The organism is Halorubrum sp. SP9, assembly GCF_005435015.1.
In the GTDB taxonomy this organism is placed as follows: Archaea; Halobacteriota; Halobacteria; order Halobacteriales; family Haloferacaceae; genus Halorubrum; species Halorubrum sodomense.
Genome location: NZ_SGXU01000015.1, coordinates 57,012 through 74,427, shown reverse-complemented (window position 1 = coordinate 74,427; position 17,416 = coordinate 57,012). Strand labels below are relative to the sequence as shown.

General features: G+C 67.2%; 16 protein-coding genes and 1 pseudogene. 13 read left to right on the top strand and 4 right to left on the bottom strand.

Going from position 1 to position 17,416, the window contains the following annotated elements; all coding sequences use genetic code 11:
* From EXE45_RS21295 to rpiA, 3 genes and pseudogenes are all read left to right on the top strand, one after another.
* Positions 1-175 (top strand): annotated as a pseudogene (locus EXE45_RS21295) (TIGR01177 family methyltransferase); the annotation flags it as partial.
* Positions 176-280: 105 nt separating this feature from the next.
* Positions 281-1,405, top strand: coding sequence for an ORC1-type DNA replication protein (locus EXE45_RS10530; RefSeq protein WP_137694299.1), 1,125 nt, complete (start codon positions 281-283; stop codon positions 1,403-1,405).
* A gap of 78 nt (positions 1,406-1,483) precedes the next feature.
* On the top strand, positions 1,484-2,218 hold the full coding sequence (gene rpiA, locus EXE45_RS10525) for a ribose-5-phosphate isomerase RpiA (protein WP_137694298.1): 735 nt from the start codon (positions 1,484-1,486) through the stop codon (positions 2,216-2,218).
* Between the two features lie 85 nt (positions 2,219-2,303).
* Here rpiA and EXE45_RS10520 read toward each other — a convergent pair whose 3' ends face one another.
* Positions 2,304-2,471, bottom strand: coding sequence for a DUF1931 family protein (locus EXE45_RS10520; protein ID WP_004047560.1), 168 nt, complete (start codon positions 2,469-2,471; stop codon positions 2,304-2,306).
* A gap of 285 nt (positions 2,472-2,756) precedes the next feature.
* On the opposite strand from EXE45_RS10520, the gene larB reads away from it, so the two are divergent.
* The 3 genes from larB to EXE45_RS10510 all read left to right on the top strand — a co-directional run bounded on the left by larB (position 2,757) and on the right by EXE45_RS10510 (position 4,236).
* On the top strand, positions 2,757-3,515 hold the full coding sequence (larB, locus tag EXE45_RS10515; RefSeq protein WP_092919485.1) for a nickel pincer cofactor biosynthesis protein LarB: 759 nt from the start codon (positions 2,757-2,759) through the stop codon (positions 3,513-3,515).
* Between the two features lie 192 nt (positions 3,516-3,707).
* Positions 3,708-3,860, top strand: coding sequence for a hypothetical protein (locus tag EXE45_RS20445; protein ID WP_008440770.1), 153 nt, complete (start codon positions 3,708-3,710; stop codon positions 3,858-3,860).
* Positions 3,861-3,966: 106 nt separating this feature from the next.
* Positions 3,967-4,236 carry a GIY-YIG nuclease family protein gene (locus tag EXE45_RS10510; protein WP_092919488.1) on the top strand — a complete coding sequence of 90 codons (270 nt, stop codon included), beginning with the start codon at positions 3,967-3,969 and terminating at the stop codon, positions 4,234-4,236.
* A 15-nt stretch (positions 4,237-4,251) separates the two neighbouring features.
* On the opposite strand, the gene hisG is transcribed toward EXE45_RS10510, so the two are convergent.
* Both hisG and EXE45_RS10500 read right to left on the bottom strand, forming a co-directional pair.
* The gene (hisG, locus tag EXE45_RS10505; RefSeq protein ID WP_092919490.1) at positions 4,252-5,142 is read right to left on the bottom strand and encodes an ATP phosphoribosyltransferase; all 891 of its coding nucleotides are present in this window, start codon (positions 5,140-5,142) and stop codon (positions 4,252-4,254) included.
* A 442-nt stretch (positions 5,143-5,584) separates the two neighbouring features.
* Positions 5,585-5,974 carry a hypothetical protein gene (locus EXE45_RS10500; protein ID WP_092919492.1) on the bottom strand — a complete coding sequence of 130 codons (390 nt, stop codon included), beginning with the start codon at positions 5,972-5,974 and terminating at the stop codon, positions 5,585-5,587.
* Between the two features lie 128 nt (positions 5,975-6,102).
* Here EXE45_RS10500 and uvrB point away from each other — a divergent pair, with 128 nt between their 5' ends.
* The 5 genes from uvrB to EXE45_RS10475 all read left to right on the top strand — a co-directional run bounded on the left by uvrB (position 6,103) and on the right by EXE45_RS10475 (position 12,705).
* Positions 6,103-8,157 carry an excinuclease ABC subunit UvrB gene (gene uvrB / locus EXE45_RS10495; RefSeq protein WP_137694297.1) on the top strand — a complete coding sequence of 685 codons (2,055 nt, stop codon included), beginning with the start codon at positions 6,103-6,105 and terminating at the stop codon, positions 8,155-8,157.
* 98 nt (positions 8,158-8,255) lie between these two features.
* Positions 8,256-8,786: a hypothetical protein gene (locus EXE45_RS10490; RefSeq protein ID WP_137694296.1), complete on the top strand. Its 531-nt coding sequence runs from the start codon at positions 8,256-8,258 to the stop codon at positions 8,784-8,786.
* Between the two features lie 76 nt (positions 8,787-8,862).
* A complete protein-coding gene (locus tag EXE45_RS10485) occupies positions 8,863-9,453 on the top strand; it encodes a hypothetical protein (RefSeq protein WP_092919498.1) in 591 nt (196 codons plus the stop codon).
* A 532-nt stretch (positions 9,454-9,985) separates the two neighbouring features.
* A complete protein-coding gene (locus tag EXE45_RS10480; protein ID WP_137694295.1) occupies positions 9,986-11,014 on the top strand; it encodes a ribonucleotide-diphosphate reductase subunit beta in 1,029 nt (342 codons plus the stop codon).
* Positions 11,015-11,016: 2 nt separating this feature from the next.
* A complete protein-coding gene (locus EXE45_RS10475) occupies positions 11,017-12,705 on the top strand; it encodes a ribonucleoside-diphosphate reductase subunit alpha (protein ID WP_137694294.1) in 1,689 nt (562 codons plus the stop codon).
* A gap of 219 nt (positions 12,706-12,924) precedes the next feature.
* Here the strand turns inward: EXE45_RS10475 and EXE45_RS10470 are convergent, their stop codons facing one another.
* A complete protein-coding gene (locus EXE45_RS10470; RefSeq protein ID WP_092919504.1) occupies positions 12,925-14,136 on the bottom strand; it encodes an SPFH domain-containing protein in 1,212 nt (403 codons plus the stop codon).
* 114 nt (positions 14,137-14,250) lie between these two features.
* Between EXE45_RS10470 and EXE45_RS10465 the strand changes: the two genes are divergently transcribed.
* Positions 14,251-15,552, top strand: coding sequence for an O-acetylhomoserine aminocarboxypropyltransferase/cysteine synthase family protein (locus EXE45_RS10465; protein WP_137694293.1), 1,302 nt, complete (start codon positions 14,251-14,253; stop codon positions 15,550-15,552).
* Positions 15,553-15,805: 253 nt separating this feature from the next.
* Positions 15,806-17,278, top strand: a complete 1,473-nt coding sequence (locus EXE45_RS10460; RefSeq protein WP_092919508.1) for an amidohydrolase family protein — start codon at positions 15,806-15,808, stop codon at positions 17,276-17,278.
* Positions 17,279-17,416: the final 138 nt, after the last annotated feature.

The window sequence follows — 17,416 nt, the reverse complement described above, 5'->3', positions numbered from 1 at the left end:
GGTGCTGGTCGCGGACCGCGACTGGCGCGGCCCCGCCCGCGACGCCGGCTGGACGGTCGACGCCGCGTTCGAGCGCCGGGTCCACCGGTCGCTGACGCGCCACGTGCTGGTGTTGCGCCACGAGGAGGCGGCGGGTCGGACGGGCGACCCCTCCGTCCCAGCGGACCGAGAGTGAACGACCGATCGGCGGAATCGCTCCGATCGGGCGCTCGCGCGACAAGTTTCAGTTTCGCCCCGCCGCCGGGCAACGGTTAAGTGCGCGGCCTCTCGTGGTACTCGCATGACCGGGGACGCCGGCGATATGCTCTCGTGGGACGAGTCGGTGTTCCGCGACGAGTCGGTGTTCGAGATCGACCACGTTCCCGAGACGTTCCGCCACCGCGAGAGCCAGCTGGAGAACCTCAAGTACGCGCTCCGTCCCGCGGTCCGCGGCTCCCGCCCCCTCAACACGATGGTCCGCGGCCCGCCCGGGACCGGGAAGACCACCGCGGTCCAGAAGCTGTTCGGCGAGCTCGGCGCTCGGACGGAGGTGCGGACGGTACGCGTCAACTGCCAGGTCGACTCGACGCGCTACGCGGTGTTCTCCCGGCTGTTCGAGGGGATATTCGAGTACGAACCGCCCTCCTCGGGCATCTCCTTCAAGAAGCTGTTCGGCCAGATCACCGACCAGCTCGTCGAGGAGGACGAGGTGCTGGTCGTTGCCTTAGACGACGTCAACTACCTCTTCTACGAGAACGAGGCGTCCGACACGCTCTACTCCCTGCTCCGCGCCCACGAGGCGCACTCCGGCGCGAAGATCGGCGTCATCGTCGTCTCCTCCGACCTCGGCCTCGACGTGATCGACGACCTCGACACCCGGGTTCAGTCCGTCTTCCGTCCCGAGGAGGTGTACTTCCCCGTCTACGACGCCACCGAGATCTACGACATCCTCGCGGAGCGCGCCAAGCGCGGCTTCCACGAGGGGGTCATCGGCGACGCCGAGCTGGAGCGCGTCGCCGACCTCACCGCCGAGAGCGGGGACCTCCGGGTCGGGATCGACCTCCTGCGCCGGGCCGGGCTCAACGCCGAGATGCGCGCCTCGAAGACGATCTCCGAGGCGGACGTCGAGGAGGCGTACGACAAGTCGAAGCACGTCCACCTCTCGCGGTCGCTCCGCGGGCTCTCGGAGTCCGAGCGCGACCTCGTCCGCGTCCTCGCCGAACACGACGGCGAGCGCGCCGGCGCGGTGTACGACGCGTTCAACGACGAGACCGACCTCGGCTACACCCGCTACTCCGAGATCATCAACAAGCTCGACCAGCTCGGCGTGATCGACGCGGAGTACGCCGACGTCGACGGCCGCGGCCGCTCGCGGGAGCTGTCCCTGGCGTACGACGCCGAGGCGGTGTTGGACCGGCTGGAGTGACGGCGACGCCGGCCGCACCCGCACCGGCGTCGGTTCCCGCCCGACGCCTTTTCAACGCCGCCGCACGCAGTCGCTCTCATGAAGACGAGCGGCGGGAGCGACGCGGCGAAGCGACGCGCCGGCGAGTCGGCGGCCGAGGCGGCGACCGACGGCGACGTGGTCGGGCTGGGGACCGGCTCGACGGCGGCGCACGCGATCCGGCGGCTCGGCGACCGGGTCGACGCCGGCCTCGACGTCCGGGGGGTTCCCACCTCCTTCGCGAGCCGCGAACTCGCGGCCGAGGAGGGGATCCCCCGCCTCGACCTCTCCGAGGCGGTCGGTCCCGACGGGCCGGGGATCGACATCGCGATCGACGGCGCCGACCAGGTGGCGACCGGCGGCGAGGCGGGCGACGCCCTCGTCTCCGGCGGGGAACTTATAAAAGGCGGCGGCGCGGCGCACGCCCGCGAGAAGCTCGTCGACGCCGCGGCCGACCGCTTCCTCGTGGTCGTCGACCCCTCGAAGGAGTCGCCGCGGCTGGACCGATCGCTTCCGATCGAGGTGCTCCCCGCGGGACGGACCGCGGTCGCCGCGGCGGTCCGGGAGGCCGGCGGCGAGCCGACGCTGCGACGCGCGGACCGGAAGGACGGGCCCGTGGTGACCGACAACGGGAACCTCGTCCTCGACTGCGCGTTCGGTGAGATCACCGACCCCGCCGCCCTGTCGACGACGCTGTCCGCGACTCCGGGCGTCGTCGAACACGGACTCTTCGTCGGGCTCGCGGACGAGGTCCACGTCGGGACGGCGTCGGGCGTCCGCGTCGACGAGATCTGACCGAGCCGTCGCGGCGAACCGGTCGACGTCGCGGCCGCTCGGCGGTCGGCGTCCGAATAAAAGCGGTACGGAAACGAGTTCCGTCTTAGAGGTCGCGCGGCTGGACCGTCTTCCGGTCGTTGGCCTCGGCGCGGCGCGCGGCGTCTTCGAGCAGCTCGTCCACTTCGTCGTCCAGCGCGTCGTAGAAGTCCGAAGCGACGTTCTTGTCGTCCAGGGCTTCCTTGACGGCCGCTTTGACAATAAGGTCTGCCATGCGCTCGACGATATCCGTCGACAGTTAATAAGAGTTCCTGAATTCGACCGCGAGGGGCGCCGTGACGCCGGTTCGCGGAGGGCCGCGAACACAACCACTTATATATCTTGTGAGATTCCCGTCTCGGCGTCGACTCGAACTCGGTCCGGGGCCGCCTCGCAGCCCACTCGTTCGGGTCGCGTGGCGCTCGGTGCGCGTACAGGCCCCGTCGCTCGGTTTCGCGCGCGGCGCGTCCCCGGGCGCCGAACCGACAGGTTCGACCGGCTCCCCGGTCGACGGTCGTCCATGCGAGAGACGTTGGCGGCGCTCGAGGCGGGCGATATCGGGATCGAGGAGGCGGAGTCGCGGCTGGCGGGCTACGCGACCACGGACGCGGGGCGGTTCGACGCCGCCCGCGAGCGCCGCCGCGGGATCCCCGAGGCGATCCTCGCGGAGGGAAAGACGCCCGCCGAGGTCGCCGCGCTGGCCGCGACGGCGCTCGACACCACGGGCCGAGCGCTGGTGACGCGCGCGGACGAGTCCACGGCGGAGGCGGTCGCGTCGGCGGTCGACGTGGACGCGACGGTCGACCGCGACGACCGGGTCGGGACCGTCGTCGCGCACGCCGCCGGGTTCGAACCGCCGTCGCTCGACGCCGCGGTCGCGGTCGTGGCCGCCGGCACCGCGGACGCGCCGGTCGCCGGTGAGGCGGCGGTCGTCGCCCGCGAGGTCGGGGCGACGGTCGACCGGGTCGACGACGTCGGCGTCGCCAACCTCGACCGGATCCTCGATCAGGTCGACCGGATCCGCGAGGCCGACGCCGTCGTCGTGGCGGCGGGCCGCGAGGGCGCCCTCCCCACCGTCGTCGCCGGCCTCGTCGGCGCCCCCGTGATCGCCCTCCCGGTCTCGACCGGCTACGGCGTCGGCGGCGAGGGCGTCGCGGCGCTGGCGGGCGCGCTCCAGTCGTGTTCCGTGCTCACGACCGTCAACGTCGACGCCGGCTTCGTCGCCGGCGCGCAGGCCGGCCTGATCGCCCGCGCGGTCGACGCGGCGCGGGCCGAGTGAGCGCCCTCGTCCGCCGCGGTCGGGGGTCGCTCGGGACCCCGGTCGACGGCCCCGATCGGTCCCCGTCGGACCCGTCGATCGCCGGGGACCTCGGCTCGCATTAAACGCGCGAATACCGGAAGTCGACGGGCCCGAGAAAGGGTATTTGTTCGTCCAGTCCCTACCGGTTTTGCCGACGCACGTCGGCACCACATGCCACGCTGTGACCACTGCGGGTCGCACGTCTCGGACCGCTTCGCGCGCGTTTTCGCGGACGAGCGCGGCGACCTGAACGCGTGCCCGAAATGCTCCGCGAACGCGGGCATCGCCGAGGTGTCTCGCGAGCGGACTCGAACCGGGGACTGACCGGCCGAACGCCGATCGAAGACCGAGCGCACCGAGAGCGGCGGCGCCGTCTTCCGGCTTCGGGCGCATCCCCACGCATTTTGCGCTCGCGCTCGCACGGTCGCCCGTGGCCGACCACCACGTGTACGTGATCGAGTGCGCCGACGGCACCCTCTACACCGGGTACACGACCGACGTGGAGCGCCGCGTCGCCGAACACGACGCCGGCGAGGGCGCGAAGTACACCCGCGGTCGGACCCCCGTCACCCTGCGCCACGTCGAGTCGTTCGCCTCGCAGTCGGCGGCGATGTCGAGGGAGCACGCGATCAAGTCGCTGTCGCGCGCGGAGAAGGAGCGGCTGATCGGCGGGGACGGTGAGGGCGACGGCGAAAGCTGAGGGTTCCGACCCCGTTCACTCGACGAGCCGTTCGATCTCGGTGACGAGGATACCGGTCGCGCCGACCGACCGGAGCTCGGAGATGGTCTCGAACACGTCGCGCTCGTCGACGACGGCGTGGACCGCCACCATCCCGTTGCCGTCCTCGTCGGCCTCGACGTCCATCACCGTCGGGCCGCCGAGCCCGGGGATCACGTCTTTCACGTCGTCGAGCCGCGCCTTCGGCGCGTTCATCATCAGGTAGCGGCGGCCGTCCGCCGCGAGGACGGACTCGAAGGCGGTCACCACCTGGTCGACCTTCGCGTCGTCGACGACCTCGGGCCGAGCGAACAGCCGCACCGAGGAGTCGAGCACGTCGTCGATCACGGCCAGCCGGTTCACCTTCAGCGTCGTCCCCGTCGAGGTGATGTCGACGATGGCGTCGGCCATGTCGACGTGCGGGGTCAGCTCCGTCGCGCCCGTCACCGTGACCACGTCGGCGTCGACGCCCACGCGGTCGAGGTACTCGCCGGTGACGTTCGGGAACTCGGTGGCGATCGTCCGCCCCGCGAGGTCCTCGACGGCCGCCACGTCGCCGTCCTCGGGCGCCGCGAGGACGAGCTTACAGGAGCCGTACCCCAGATCGAGCAGGTCGACGAGGTCGCCGTCGGCCGCGGACGCGGCGTCGTCCGCCACCCCGCCAGACTCGGCCGCCTGATCGAGGCCCGTGACGCCGAGGTCGGCCGCGCCGTCGCGGACGTACTCGGGGATGTCGGCCGCCCGCGCGAACAGCACCGTCACGTCCTCGTCGACGGTGTCGGCGTACAGCTGGCGGTCGGCGGTCTCCTCGACGTGGAGCCCCGCGCGCTCCAACAGCGAGAGCGTCGGCTCGTGTAGGCGGCCCTTGTTGGGGACGGCGATGCGCATACGCGACGACTCGCGGGGACAGGGGGAAACGTTTTCGTCCGGCCGTCGCCGGGAGCGGGAAGCCGAACGCCTCGCGGTGGCGCGTGCCTGCGAGGCCGCTTCGCGGCCGAGCCGCGAGGGACCGGAGGTCCCTCTGGAAGCCGGCGCGAAGCGCCGGCGACAGCACCGCGCGAGGGAGTTGCGAGCGAAGCGAGCGACGAGGCTGGGGAGGCGTGAGGTGCGGTCGCTGTGCGGAGCGGGTGGACTCAGAGGGGCAGCCGCGAGGGCGGTGGTGGCCGCAAGTAAGCACCGCACCGAGCACCGCGAGCCAGGAGCGCAGCAAGGCCCCCGAGCCGTCGCGGCCGGGGCTTTAGAGGCGTTCACCGCCGAATCCAGTTCTAGTCACGTATCGCCGAGCGGCCGGGGATCCGGATGCTTCGATCACCTCTCCCGACCGAGGAATTCAGCCCGCGACCGCATCGAATCTCGTTCTCACCACCCAGTGCGCGACGGGGAGACAGCCGGCGAACGCGATCGGCCACGTGGTCAACTGCGAGGTCGGATCGGGCGGCGACACGAGACTCCCGACGACCAATCCACCGAGACCGGCGATAACGACGGTGGCGGTGGCTCGCTCCAGTCGGGACGGCGGCCACTCCCGGGACCGACCGCGACGCCACCACAGCAGGTAGTAGAACAACACAATTCCCGAGAGCGGTGCGAGAACGCCCCAAACGGCCGGATAGTCGCTCCCGCGAGCGTGGGCGTCGAAGTTGACCCAGACGCCGGACGCGAGCCAGACGGACAGGACGAGGGCGGCGCCGAACGCGACGGCGGGTGTGAGGAGGGACACGATCGAGTGTTCAGCCCGATCGGTAATCGGTCTTCCCCCAGAATGAATCGTCCGCGCGAGACCGATTTCTTCGAAGTCACCGACGTAGCCGCGCCGCTCAAGTGCCTCGCCGCCCAACGACGCGTATCGTGAGCGACGCCGACTCCCCCCTCTCGGAGGACCGCCCGACCGTCGACCGCCCGCTCCGCGTCGACGCCCCGTTCGAGCCCGCGGGCGACCAGCCGGAGGCGATAGAGCAACTGGTCGAGGGGTTCGAGTCGGGCGCGGACAAGCAGACGCTGCTCGGCGTCACCGGCTCTGGGAAGACGAACACCGTCTCGTGGGTCGCCGAGGAGTTAGACCAGCCCACCCTCGTACTCGCCCACAACAAGACGCTCGCGGCCCAGCTGTACGAGGAGTTCCGCGAGCTGTTCCCGGACAACGCCGTCGAGTACTTCGTCTCGTACTACGACTACTACCAGCCGGAGGCGTACGTCGAGCAGACGGACACGTTCATCGACAAGGAGATGTCGATAAACGAGGAGATCGACCGCCTGCGCCACTCCGCGACGCGCTCGCTGCTCACCCGCGACGACGTGATCGTGGTCGCGAGCGTCTCCGCCATCTACGGGCTCGGCGACCCGGGGAACTACCGCGACATGGCGCTCCGCCTCGAAGTCGGCGAGCAGGTCGGCCGCGAGGAGCTGCTCGCCCGGCTCGTCGACCTGAACTACGAGCGCAACGACGTGGACTTCACGCAGGGCACCTTCCGCGTGCGGGGCGACACCGTCGAGATATACCCGATGTACGGGCGGTACGCGGTGCGGGTCGAGCTGTGGGGCGAGGAGATCGACCGGATGCTCAAGGTGGACCCGATGCACGGCGAGGTCGTGAGCGAGGAGCCCGCCGTCATGCTCCACCCGGCGGAGCACTACTCGATCCCGGACGACAAACTGGAGCAGGCGATCGCGGAGATCGAGGAGCTGATGGCGAAGCGGGTCAGCTACTTCGAGCGACAGGGCGACCTCGTCGCCGCCCAGCGCATCGAGGAGCGCACCACCTTCGACCTGGAGATGCTCCGGGAGGCCGGCTACTGCTCGGGGATCGAGAACTACTCGGTCCACATGGACGACCGCGAGTCCGGCGACGCGCCCTACACCCTGCTCGACTACTTCCCCGACGACTTCCTCACCGTCGTCGACGAGTCCCACCAGACGATCCCCCAGATCAAAGGCCAGTACGAGGGCGACAAGTCGCGGAAGGACTCGCTCGTCGAGAACGGGTTCCGGCTCCCGACCGCGTACGACAACCGCCCCCTCACCTTCGAGGAGTTCGAGGCGAAGACCGACCGCACCCTCTACGTCTCGGCGACGCCCGGCGACTACGAGCGCGAGACCTCCGACCGGATCGTCGAGCAGATCGTCCGCCCGACCCACCTCGTCGACCCGAAGGTGGAGGTGACGGGCGCCACGGGACAGGTCGACGACCTCCTCGAGCGCGTCGACGAGCGGATCGAGCGCGACGAGCGGGTCCTCGTCACCACGCTCACCAAGCGGATGGCCGAGGACCTCACGGAGTACTTCGAGGAGGCCGGGATCGACGTGGCGTACATGCACGACGAGACGGACACCCTCGAACGCCACGAGATCATCCGCGACCTCCGCTTGGGCAACATCGACGTGCTCGTCGGCATCAATCTGCTCCGGGAGGGGCTCGACATCCCGGAGGTCTCCCTCGTCGCCATCCTCGACGCCGACCAGGAGGGATTCCTCCGCTCCACCACGACGCTCGTCCAGACGATGGGGCGGGCCGCCCGCAACGTCAACGGCGAGGTCGTCCTCTACGCCGACGCGGTGACGGATTCGATGGAGGCCGCGATCGAGGAGACCCAGCGCCGCCGCGAGATCCAGCTCGAGTACAACGAGCAGCACGGGTACGAGGCGACCACCATCGACAAGCCGGTGGGCGAGACGAACCTCCCCGGCTCGAAGACGGACACCTCGAACGTGAGCGTCGGCGACGTGGAGAGCGAAGACGAGGCGGAAGCGCAGATCGAGGCGCTCGAAGACCGCATGGACGAGGCCGCGAGCAACCTCGAGTTCGAGCTGGCGGCGGACATCCGCGACCGGATCGCGGAGCTGCGGCGCGCCTTCGAGCTCGACGCGGGCGACGAGGGCGTCCCCGCGCCGGCGATGGAGGAGTAGCGGTCGGAGCGCCCCCGCACGTCGACCCCGCGGCTCCGATTCTCAGTCCGCGTCACCGTGACGACGGGGTTTTACCTCGCTGCGTCGGAGGCGGGCACGTGTACCGTCGCGCGGTCGTCGCCGGCGCGCTCGCCGTCGCCACCGGCGGGTGCGTCGACCGCCTCCACGACGTCGCCGCCTCGACGCCCGGCGACCTCGGCGTGCGGAGCCGGTACGTCGACGGCAACCCGATGGTCGACGACCGCAGCGTGCTCGCGCGCCCCGAGGAGCTGGTGACGCACGCGGCCTCCTTCCGTTCCGCCGCCGCGGCCCGCGGCGCGCTCAAACCCGACGCGACCGAGTCCCGCGAGTTCGTCGAGCGCACCGACTTCGTCGACGACGGCGGCGACGCGGTCCTCGTGATCGCTCAGCGGCTCACGGCGCCGGAGGTCAAACTCCGACTCGGCGGGATCAGCCGCACGGGCGACCGCTCGCTCCGGATCGCCGTCGACCGGGGCGGCGTCCGCGGCGAGGTCGAGACCGACGAGCCGGTCGTGAAGACGCTCCTGTTGCGACTCACAGACGAACGCGGGCCGCCGGAGCGCGTGATCGTCGTCATCGGCGACGGGCGCGCCGGAATCACGGTGTGAGTGCGCTCGGCCCGAGGCGCCCCTTCCTCGACTCGGTCCCGCGATCGTTTTGTGATCGGAACGCGTCCGACCCTCCATGTCACTCCGCAGTCGGCTCCTCGGATCGGCCCTCCTCGTCGTCGGCGTCGCCGCGATCGCGGCCACGGTTTCCCTCGCCCCCACGGTCCCTCCGGAACCGGCGGCCGACTCGGTATCGCTCATCGTTCCCACGCCGTACTCCCTCATCGCGACGCCGCCCCTCCTCGCGCTCGGTTCGGTGTTCCTGGTGGGCGGGGCCGCCGCGTTCGCCGACGCGACCCTCTCGGCGCGCGCGACGCTCGTCGCGCCCGTCCTCGGCGGGATCGCCGCGTTCGCACTCGTCACCGGCGTCGTCACCGCGCCCGCGGCGACCCTCCCGGCGCTCGCCGAGGCGGACGCGCTGGTGGCCCTGACCTCCGGGCCTCCCGGTACCATCGCGACCGGTGCCGTCGGCGGCGGCGCCGTGGCGCCGATCGTCCGTGCGACGATCGCCGAGGACACCGCCGCGCTGCTCGCGGGGTCGGTCCTGCTGTTCGCCGCGCTCGCGGCGGGGGCGTCGGACCCCGTCTCGCTGGTCGGCGGCGGGGTCGGCGGCGCTCTCGCGGTCGGCGTGCTCTGGGCGGTTGATCCCGATCGCTGGCGGCCCTGACTGACTCCCGACCGGTCGCCCCCGATCAGTTCCCCGACCGATCGCTCTCCGTCTCCAGTCGATGTCGCGGTCGGCCCCGCGAGTCGCCGCCTCCTTCCGGGTGCGATCGGTGTTGTCCGCGTCTCACGTCTCGTCGCCCGCTCGCGCCCGGCTCCGGGCTCGCGCTTCTCGCCGAACCGTTCGGCTGAGTCCTCGCACTTGGACTACCGTAGGGGGCTCGACGCCGCCAGTTTAGAACTGTAGCGATCCCCCGTAACCGGAGATCACTGCTTAGTCCCCGTCTCCGTACCGCCCGTTCGTGGATCGGAGGAACAACCCCGCTCCCCACTATGAAAGTGAAATTGTTGTACTACAATTTTGTTGGTAATACTTATACCAGTGGAGTCTGTGTGGTCCGATACGGTTCACACGGCTACACACACGGTGCGCTGTGAGACCGTCTCCCGAGCGACACGACAGCGGTCGGACTCACCAGACTGACGATAGACAGTGGCAGCGGCAATCCAACGCAATCGGTCATGTTTGAGACGCGATGAGTGAAAGCGAAAACGCAAACACGAACGCGAGTACAGGCGCAGATACAGAGCCGGACATTTTCTCGGAGAGAACGCAGCTGAAGCCCTACGAGTACAGCGAGTTCCTCGACTACGTCGAGGCGATTCGGAACAGCTACTGGGTGCACACGGAGTTTAATTTCGACGGCGACGTCCAAGACTTCAAGGTCAACACGACGCCCGCCGAGCAGACGGTTATCAAGCGGACGATGTTGGCTATCGCGCAGATCGAGGTGCAGGTGAAGACGTTCTGGTCGGACATCTACGAGGAGATGCCCAAAGCCGAGGTCGGGAACGTGGGCATGACCTTCGCGGAAAGCGAGGTGCGGCACATGGACGCGTACAGTCACCTACTGGACGTCTTAGGGATCACGGACGACTTCGAGCAGGTGACCGAGGAGCCGGCGATCAAAGAGCGGATCGAGTACCTCGACGAGTATCTGGAGAAGAGCGAGAGCGACGACGAGCGGGAGTACGTGATGAGCATCCTGCTGTTCAGCACGTTCGTCGAGCACGTGTCGCTGTTCAGCCAGTTTCTCATCATGACGAGCTTCGACAAGCACGAAAAGAAGTTCACGGGGATAGCGAACGCCGTCGAAGCGACCAGCAAGGAGGAGCAGATTCACGGGCTGTTCGGGGTCGAGCTGGTGGAGACGATCAGAGCGGAGAACCCGGGCCTCTTCGACGACGACTTCGAGGAGGACGTCCAGGAGGCCTGTCGGCAGGCCTACGAGGCGGAGACGGAGATTCTGGACTGGATATTCGCCGACGGCGAGCTGGAGTTCCTCCCCAGGGCGCAGGTCGACGCGTTCCTGCGAGACCGGTTCAATCAGAGCTTGGAGAACGTCGGCGTGGAACCGATATTCGAGACGGACGACGACCTGCTCGAAGAGACGCGCTGGTTCGACGAGGACATCATGATGACGAAGGATAACGACTTCTTCAGCAAGCGGTCGACCACGTACAACAAACACACGCAGAGCGTTACCGCGGAGGACATGTTCTAACGATGGCACAAACAGCACTCGACGGCGTTGCGGAACAGCATAATGAACCGTTTTACTGGCTGAACGAGGACAGCAGGGAGTTCCTCAGAGAGGGATACCTGATCGAGGGTGTCGAAGCGGAAGAGCGAGTCAGACAGATAGCGGAGCGCGCCGAAGAGATCCTCGGCGAAGAGGGCTTCGCGGACAGGTTCTACGAGTACATGAGCCGCGGCTTCTACAGTCTCGCCAGCCCGGTGTGGGCCAACTTCGGACTGGACAGAGGCCTCCCTATCAGCTGTTTCGGCAGCTACATGGAGGACAACATCGAGAGTATCCTCTACACCCAAGCCGAGGTGGGTGAGATGACCAAGCAGGGCGGCGGCACGAGCGGGTACTTCGGCGAGCTGCGGCCGCGGGGCAGTCAGATAACGAACAACGGCAAGAGCAACGGGAGTTACAGCTTCACGGAGCTGTTCGACACGATCATTAACGTCATTAGTCAGGGCGAAACCCGGCGCGGGCAGTTCGCCGGCTACATCGACGTCGAACACGACGACCTAGAGGAGTGGCTCAACATCAAAACCGAGGGGGACCCGGTACAGGACATCTACTACGGCGTCATCGTCGGCGACGACTGGTTTCAGGCGATGATCGACGGCGACGAGGAGAAGCGGGAGACCTGGGCGGACATCATCGAGACCCGGATCAACGTCGGCGTTCCGTACATCATCTTCCGGGGGAACATGAACGAGGGGAAGCCGCAGGTGTACAAGGACAAGGACTACCAAATAAACGCGTCCAACCTCTGTACCGAGATCGCGCTGCCGGCCACCGCGGACGAGAGCTTCGTCTGCTGTCTCTCGAGCATGAACGCGCTCCACTACGACGAGTGGAAGGACACCGACGCGGTGGAGACGCTGACCCGGTTCCTCGACGCGGTGATGGAGGAGTTCATCCAGCGCACGGAGGGAGTCCGGTTCATGGAGCGGGCCGTGCGGTTCGCGAAGCGGCACAGAGCGATCGGGATCGGCGTCCTCGGGTGGCACAGCTACCTCCAGAGCGAGATGATCCCCTTCGACAGCATGGAGGCGATGGAGAAGAACGAGGAGATATTCCGGACGATCAGAGAACGGAGCTACGAGGCGAGCGAAGCGCTTGCCGACGAGTTCGGAGAGCCGGAGGTTCTCGAAGGGTACGGTAGGCGGAACACGACGACGATGAGCGTGGCCCCGACGAAATCGAGCAGCGTCATTCTGGGTCAGGTCAGCCCGAGCATCGAGCCGCTGAAATCGAACTACTTCGTGCGAGACGGTGCGAAGCTGAAGTCGACGCAGAAGAACAGATTCCTTCAAGCGATACTGGCCGAGCGGGGCAAGGACACCCGCGAGGTCTGGGACAGCATCGCGAATAAAGACGGGAGCGTCCAGCATCTCGACTGTCTGACGGACAGAGAGAAAGAGGTGTTCAAGACCTTCGCCGAGATACCGCAGATGGCGATAATCAACCAGGCGGCACAGAGGCAGAAACACATCGACCAATCACAGAGCGTGAACGTCTCGATCGACCCGAGCGAAGTGAGCGTCAAGGAGATCAATCAGCTCTACATAGAGGCTTGGAAGAAAGGGGTCAAGAGCCTCTACTATCAGCACAGTGTGAACGCCGCGCAGAAGTTCAGCCGAGACATTCTCGAGTGTCGGGCCTGTGAGAGCTGATCGCTACTCGTAATCGGTTCGCATACCGTCCCGGTCTCCGTCTTCGACTCCAGGTCGACATCCCGATCCGCCTCGTGGTCGACATCTTTGGATCCGGAAACGTCGGCGACTCGGGCGATGTCGGCGGCGCGGCCGCCGTCGGGCCGCTCTGAGTCGTCGATCCCGACCGCTGGCGGTTGTAGCCTCGTCGCGTTCGGGTGGTCGCCGCGCGACGAGCGCTCAGTCGCTCGGCCGCTCCGTCTCCGTCTCGAGGTCGATGTCGGCCTCGTCGACCTCGAACTCCTCTACCTCGGCGTCCGGGACCTCCTCCCCGTCCCGGCTCGTCGAGAGGTTCCCGTCGGAGTAGCTGTCGAGCTCCTCCAACGCGGACTCGATGTCCTCCAAGCCGAGCAGCTTCTCCGTCTCCTCGTCGAACTCCAGACTCTCTAACCCCTCCATCTGCTGGACGTCGGAGCCGGAGAGCGCCTTGCCGTAGCGGCCGACGAGGCTGGTGAGCTCCTGCGGGAGGACGAAGGTGGTGGACTCGCCTTTCCCGATCTCTTCGAGGGTCTCCATGCCGCGCTCGATGATGGCGCGCTCGCCCATCGACTCGGCGGAGCGCGCGCGGAGCACGGTCGAGATCGCGTCCCCCTGCGCCTCGAGGATCTGGGACTGCTTCTCCCCCTGCGCGCGGATGATGTTCGACTGCTTGTCCCCCTCCGCCTGCTCGACCGCGGAGCGGCGTTCCCCCTGCGCTTCGAGGATCATCGCGCGGCGGCGGCGCTCGGCGCCGGTCTGCTGCTCCATCGCGCGCTGGACCTCCTGGGAGGGGCTCACCTCGCGGACCTCGACGGCCTCGACGCGGATCCCCCACTCGTCGGTGGGCTCGTCTAACTCCTCGTTGATCCGGTCGTTGATGAGCTCCCGCTGCGAGAGCGTGTCGTCGAGCTCCATGTCACCGATGACGGCGCGGAGGGTGGTTTGCGCGAGGTTCGAGACGGCGTTCTTGTAGTTGTCGACCTCGAGGAACGCCTTCTTGGCGTCCATCACCTTGATGTAGACGACCGCGTCGGCGGTCACGGGCGAGTTGTCCCGCGTGATCGCCGACTGGCTCGGCACGTCGATCGTCTGCGTCCGCATGTCGAACGCGTACGTCCGCGAGACGAACGGCGGGATGACGTGGACGCCCGGCTCGAGCAGTTCCCGGTACTCGCCGAAGACGGTGAGGGCCTCCTTGTCGTAGGCGTCGACGATCTCGACGGCGCTGACGACCGTGACGACCGCCAGAAGCACCGCGAGCGCCGCGACGCCGAAGACGAGGCTCTGCCCCAAGAGGGCGACGCCGACGAGGAGGGCGACGCCGAGCGCGAGGTACTGCCAGACCCCGTCCGGGATCTCCGCCAGCAGATCCTCCATCTCGGCGGACTCGCCGCGCGGACCTTGTGTTCCCATACCCGAAGTTGCGGCCCGACGCTGTTAACGGTTGGCACGAGACCGTCTCCGAGATACCGGAAACGCCGGCACGGGCCGGCCGGCTTTAACTGCGCAGCGCCGGAAGGTCGGTCCATGCCATCCGACGAGGACGACGACCGCCAGTTCGACACCCGAAGCGTCCACGCCGGCTCCGACCCGGACCCGACGACCGGGGCCCGCGCGACGCCCATCTACCAGACGACCGCCTACCAGTTCGACGACGCCGACCACGCCGCGGATCTCTTCGCCTTAGAGGAGGCCGGAAACGTCTACTCCCGGCTGATGAACCCGACCAACGCCGCCCTCGAAGAGCGGATCGCCTCGCTGGAGGGCGGCGTCGGCGCGGTCGCGACCGCCTCGGGCATGGCCGCGCTCGACCTGACGACGTTCCTGCTCGCCTCGGCGGGCGACAACGTCGTCACCTCGTCGGCGCTGTACGGCGGCACCTACACCTACCTCACCCACTCCGTCGAGCGCCGCGGCGTCTCCACGCGCTTCGTCGACCCGCTCGACTACGAGGGGTACGCCGAGGCGATCGACGAGGACACCGCCTACGTCCACCTCGAAACGATCGGGAACCCCGCCCTCGTCACGCCCGACATCCAGCGGATCGCCGATATCGCCCACGACCGCGGGGTCCCGCTGTTCGTCGACAACACGTTCGCGACGCCGTACCTCTGCCGGCCGCTCGAACACGGCGCGGACCTCGTCTGGGAGTCGACGACGAAGTGGCTGACGGGCAACGGCACCACGGTCGGCGGGGTCGTCGTCGACGGCGGCTCGTTCCCGTGGGCCGACCACGCCGAGAAGTACCCGGAGATCGCGCAGGACAACCCCGCGTACCACGGGATCAACTTCGCCGAACGGTTCGGCGACGCCGCCTTCACCTTCGCGGCGGTCACCCGCGGGCTGCGCGACCTGGGCGACCAGCAGTCGCCGTTCGACGCGTGGAACACGCTCCAGCAGACGGAGTCGCTCCCGCTGCGGATGGACCGCCACTGCGAGAACGCCGCCGTCGTCGCGGAGTACCTCGACGACCACGACGATATCGCGTGGGTGAACTACCCCGGCCTGGAGAGCCACGAGACCCACGAGGAGGCGAGCGAGTACCTCGACGGTGGGTACGGCGGGATGCTCACCTTCGGGCTGGAGGCGGGCTACGAGGCCGCCCGGGCGACCGTCGAGGAGGCGGACCTCGCCTCGCTGGTCGCGAACGTCGGCGACTCGAAGACGCTCGTGATCCACCCGGCGTCGACCACGCACCAGCAGCTGACGGGCGAGGAGAAGGAGGCCGCGGGCGTCACCGACGACATGGTGCGCCTGTCGGTCGGCATCGAGGACCCCGCCGACATCGTCGCCGACCTGGAGGCTGCCATCGAGGCGGCGACGGCGTAAGCGCGGTCCGCCCGCCTCCGACGGTTGGTTCCGTTGAAATTCTCGGGGACTGACACACCCTGTGCGAGATACAGGGGATCTAGTCAGCAGGTGAAAGGCCTTCTTTTCTCTATCCACGTCTTGAATCAGCCGGTGAAATGCGCCTGCGAACTGAACGAGGTGAGGAGGGGCTATCGAACTAAGGCGAGAGACGCGGGTTGTCTACCCACCACTTTCCCAGCTTTGAATACAGAATGATTAGGAGAATGATTAGATGCCCTCTGACATAGTCATCCACGATGCGTACGTTCTCACGGTTAATGATTCGAACCAACTCTACGAACGCGGGACGCTCCGCATCGACGATGGGCGCATCACGGACGTTCGAACAACCGAGAACGAGGACGCTATCGCTGACGCTGACCACGTGATCGACGGTGACGGGATGGTAGCGATGCCGGGTCTGGTCAACACTCATACGCATCTCGAACTGACGCCGTTGATCGGCGCGTTCAGCGACCTTGGTTTGCTGGAGATGATGGGTGGGATGACCGCCATCTACGGCCATATCGCGGACGGTGAGTACGATTACCTCACTGAGGCTGGATACAAACTTGCCGCACTCAATTTCCTCAACGGTGGCGTCACTACCGTCAATTCGATGGACGTGCGACCGAGCTACGGGGCTGAGACGTTCGGTGACGCCGGACTCCGTGGATTCTTCGGGGTGGCGGTCTCGGATCTGTTCTGGGACGTCCCGACTGACGAACAGTTTGAGCGGGCCCGTGCGTTCATCGACGAGCACCACAATACGTACGATGGGCGTATCCGAGCGACGATCTGCCCGCACGACGACTGGTCGTGTACCCGCGACGTATGGGAGCGGACGGCCACCCTTACCACCGAGTACCCCGATCTTCCGGTTCACACGCACTTGCTGGAGTTAGAGGAGAGCAATACGATGGCGCGGTCGAACGGTGCGTCGGACTCGCTAGATCTCCTTGATGAAGTCGGATTGCTCAACGAGCAGTTAGTGGCTGCCCATTTCCGCCTCGCTGACGACGACGACATCCAGCGAACCGCCAATGCGAACGCGTCTGTCGCACACTGCCCGTCAGTCTTCGCGTACTGGAACCCGGACGGGGACATACAGTGGACACCCGTGCCGGAACTCCGCGACGCAGGCGTCGATGTCGGGATCGGCATTGACGACCACTACTGGCACGACTCCTACAGCATGTTCGGTGAAGCACGGCAGGCACGGCTGGCGGCGAACCTCAAACGTTCTACTGGACAGTATAACTCGATGGAACTCGTTCGGATGCTCACCATCGAGGGCGCACGTACGCTCGGTATCGGCGACGAAATCGGGAGTCTTGAACCCGAGAAGCGAGCTGACGTCATTCTACTGAACGTGGAGAAACCGAAATTCACGCCGCTCACGAACATCCCCGCACACATCGTGAACAACGCGGCACCTGCTGACGTAGAGGCGGTTATCGTGGACGGTGAGATCGTAATGCAGGACAACGTCGTCAAAACGATGGATGCTGACGGTGTACGTGAGGCCGTTGAAACTGCGGTTGAACGTTTCGACGCAGAGACAGACTGGGACCTCGGACTCGGCGGAAGCACTCCGCCAAGCGAACTGGAGATCACTCGTGACCTCCCGAAGCGAGGTCCAGCACAACTACTCGGCCGCCTTGCGTTTCAATCCGTCAAAGACCAGTTCCCGTTCTCAATCTAACCACCGTACTGAGGACATCATAGAACGGTTGGTGTACCTGTATTGCCCCGCCGCGGCAATCGCTCAACACAGACTCTGTACTGACCACTGTCCGCGGAACGGCACCGCCACTGTTTTCAGACGCCCGTTGGACACTCG

What these genes read in the sequence shown, in the direction of transcription:
- EXE45_RS10530 (WP_137694299.1), top strand. Translation starts at nt 281, where the DNA reads ATGACCGGGGACGCCGGCGATATGCTCTCGTGGGACGAGTCGGTGTTC.
- rpiA (WP_137694298.1), top strand. Translation starts at nt 1,484, where the DNA reads ATGAAGACGAGCGGCGGGAGCGACGCGGCGAAGCGACGCGCCGGCGAG.
- EXE45_RS10520 (WP_004047560.1), bottom strand. Translation starts at nt 2,471, where the DNA reads ATGGCAGACCTTATTGTCAAAGCGGCCGTCAAGGAAGCCCTGGACGAC.
- larB (WP_092919485.1), top strand. Translation starts at nt 2,757, where the DNA reads ATGCGAGAGACGTTGGCGGCGCTCGAGGCGGGCGATATCGGGATCGAG.
- EXE45_RS20445 (WP_008440770.1), top strand. Translation starts at nt 3,708, where the DNA reads ATGCCACGCTGTGACCACTGCGGGTCGCACGTCTCGGACCGCTTCGCG.
- hisG (WP_092919490.1), bottom strand. Translation starts at nt 5,142, where the DNA reads ATGCGCATCGCCGTCCCCAACAAGGGCCGCCTACACGAGCCGACGCTC.
- EXE45_RS10485 (WP_092919498.1), top strand. Translation starts at nt 8,863, where the DNA reads ATGTCACTCCGCAGTCGGCTCCTCGGATCGGCCCTCCTCGTCGTCGGC.
- EXE45_RS10480 (WP_137694295.1), top strand. Translation starts at nt 9,986, where the DNA reads ATGAGTGAAAGCGAAAACGCAAACACGAACGCGAGTACAGGCGCAGAT.
- EXE45_RS10475 (WP_137694294.1), top strand. Translation starts at nt 11,017, where the DNA reads ATGGCACAAACAGCACTCGACGGCGTTGCGGAACAGCATAATGAACCG.
- EXE45_RS10470 (WP_092919504.1), bottom strand. Translation starts at nt 14,136, where the DNA reads ATGGGAACACAAGGTCCGCGCGGCGAGTCCGCCGAGATGGAGGATCTG.
- EXE45_RS10465 (WP_137694293.1), top strand. Translation starts at nt 14,251, where the DNA reads ATGCCATCCGACGAGGACGACGACCGCCAGTTCGACACCCGAAGCGTC.
- EXE45_RS10460 (WP_092919508.1), top strand. Translation starts at nt 15,806, where the DNA reads ATGCCCTCTGACATAGTCATCCACGATGCGTACGTTCTCACGGTTAAT.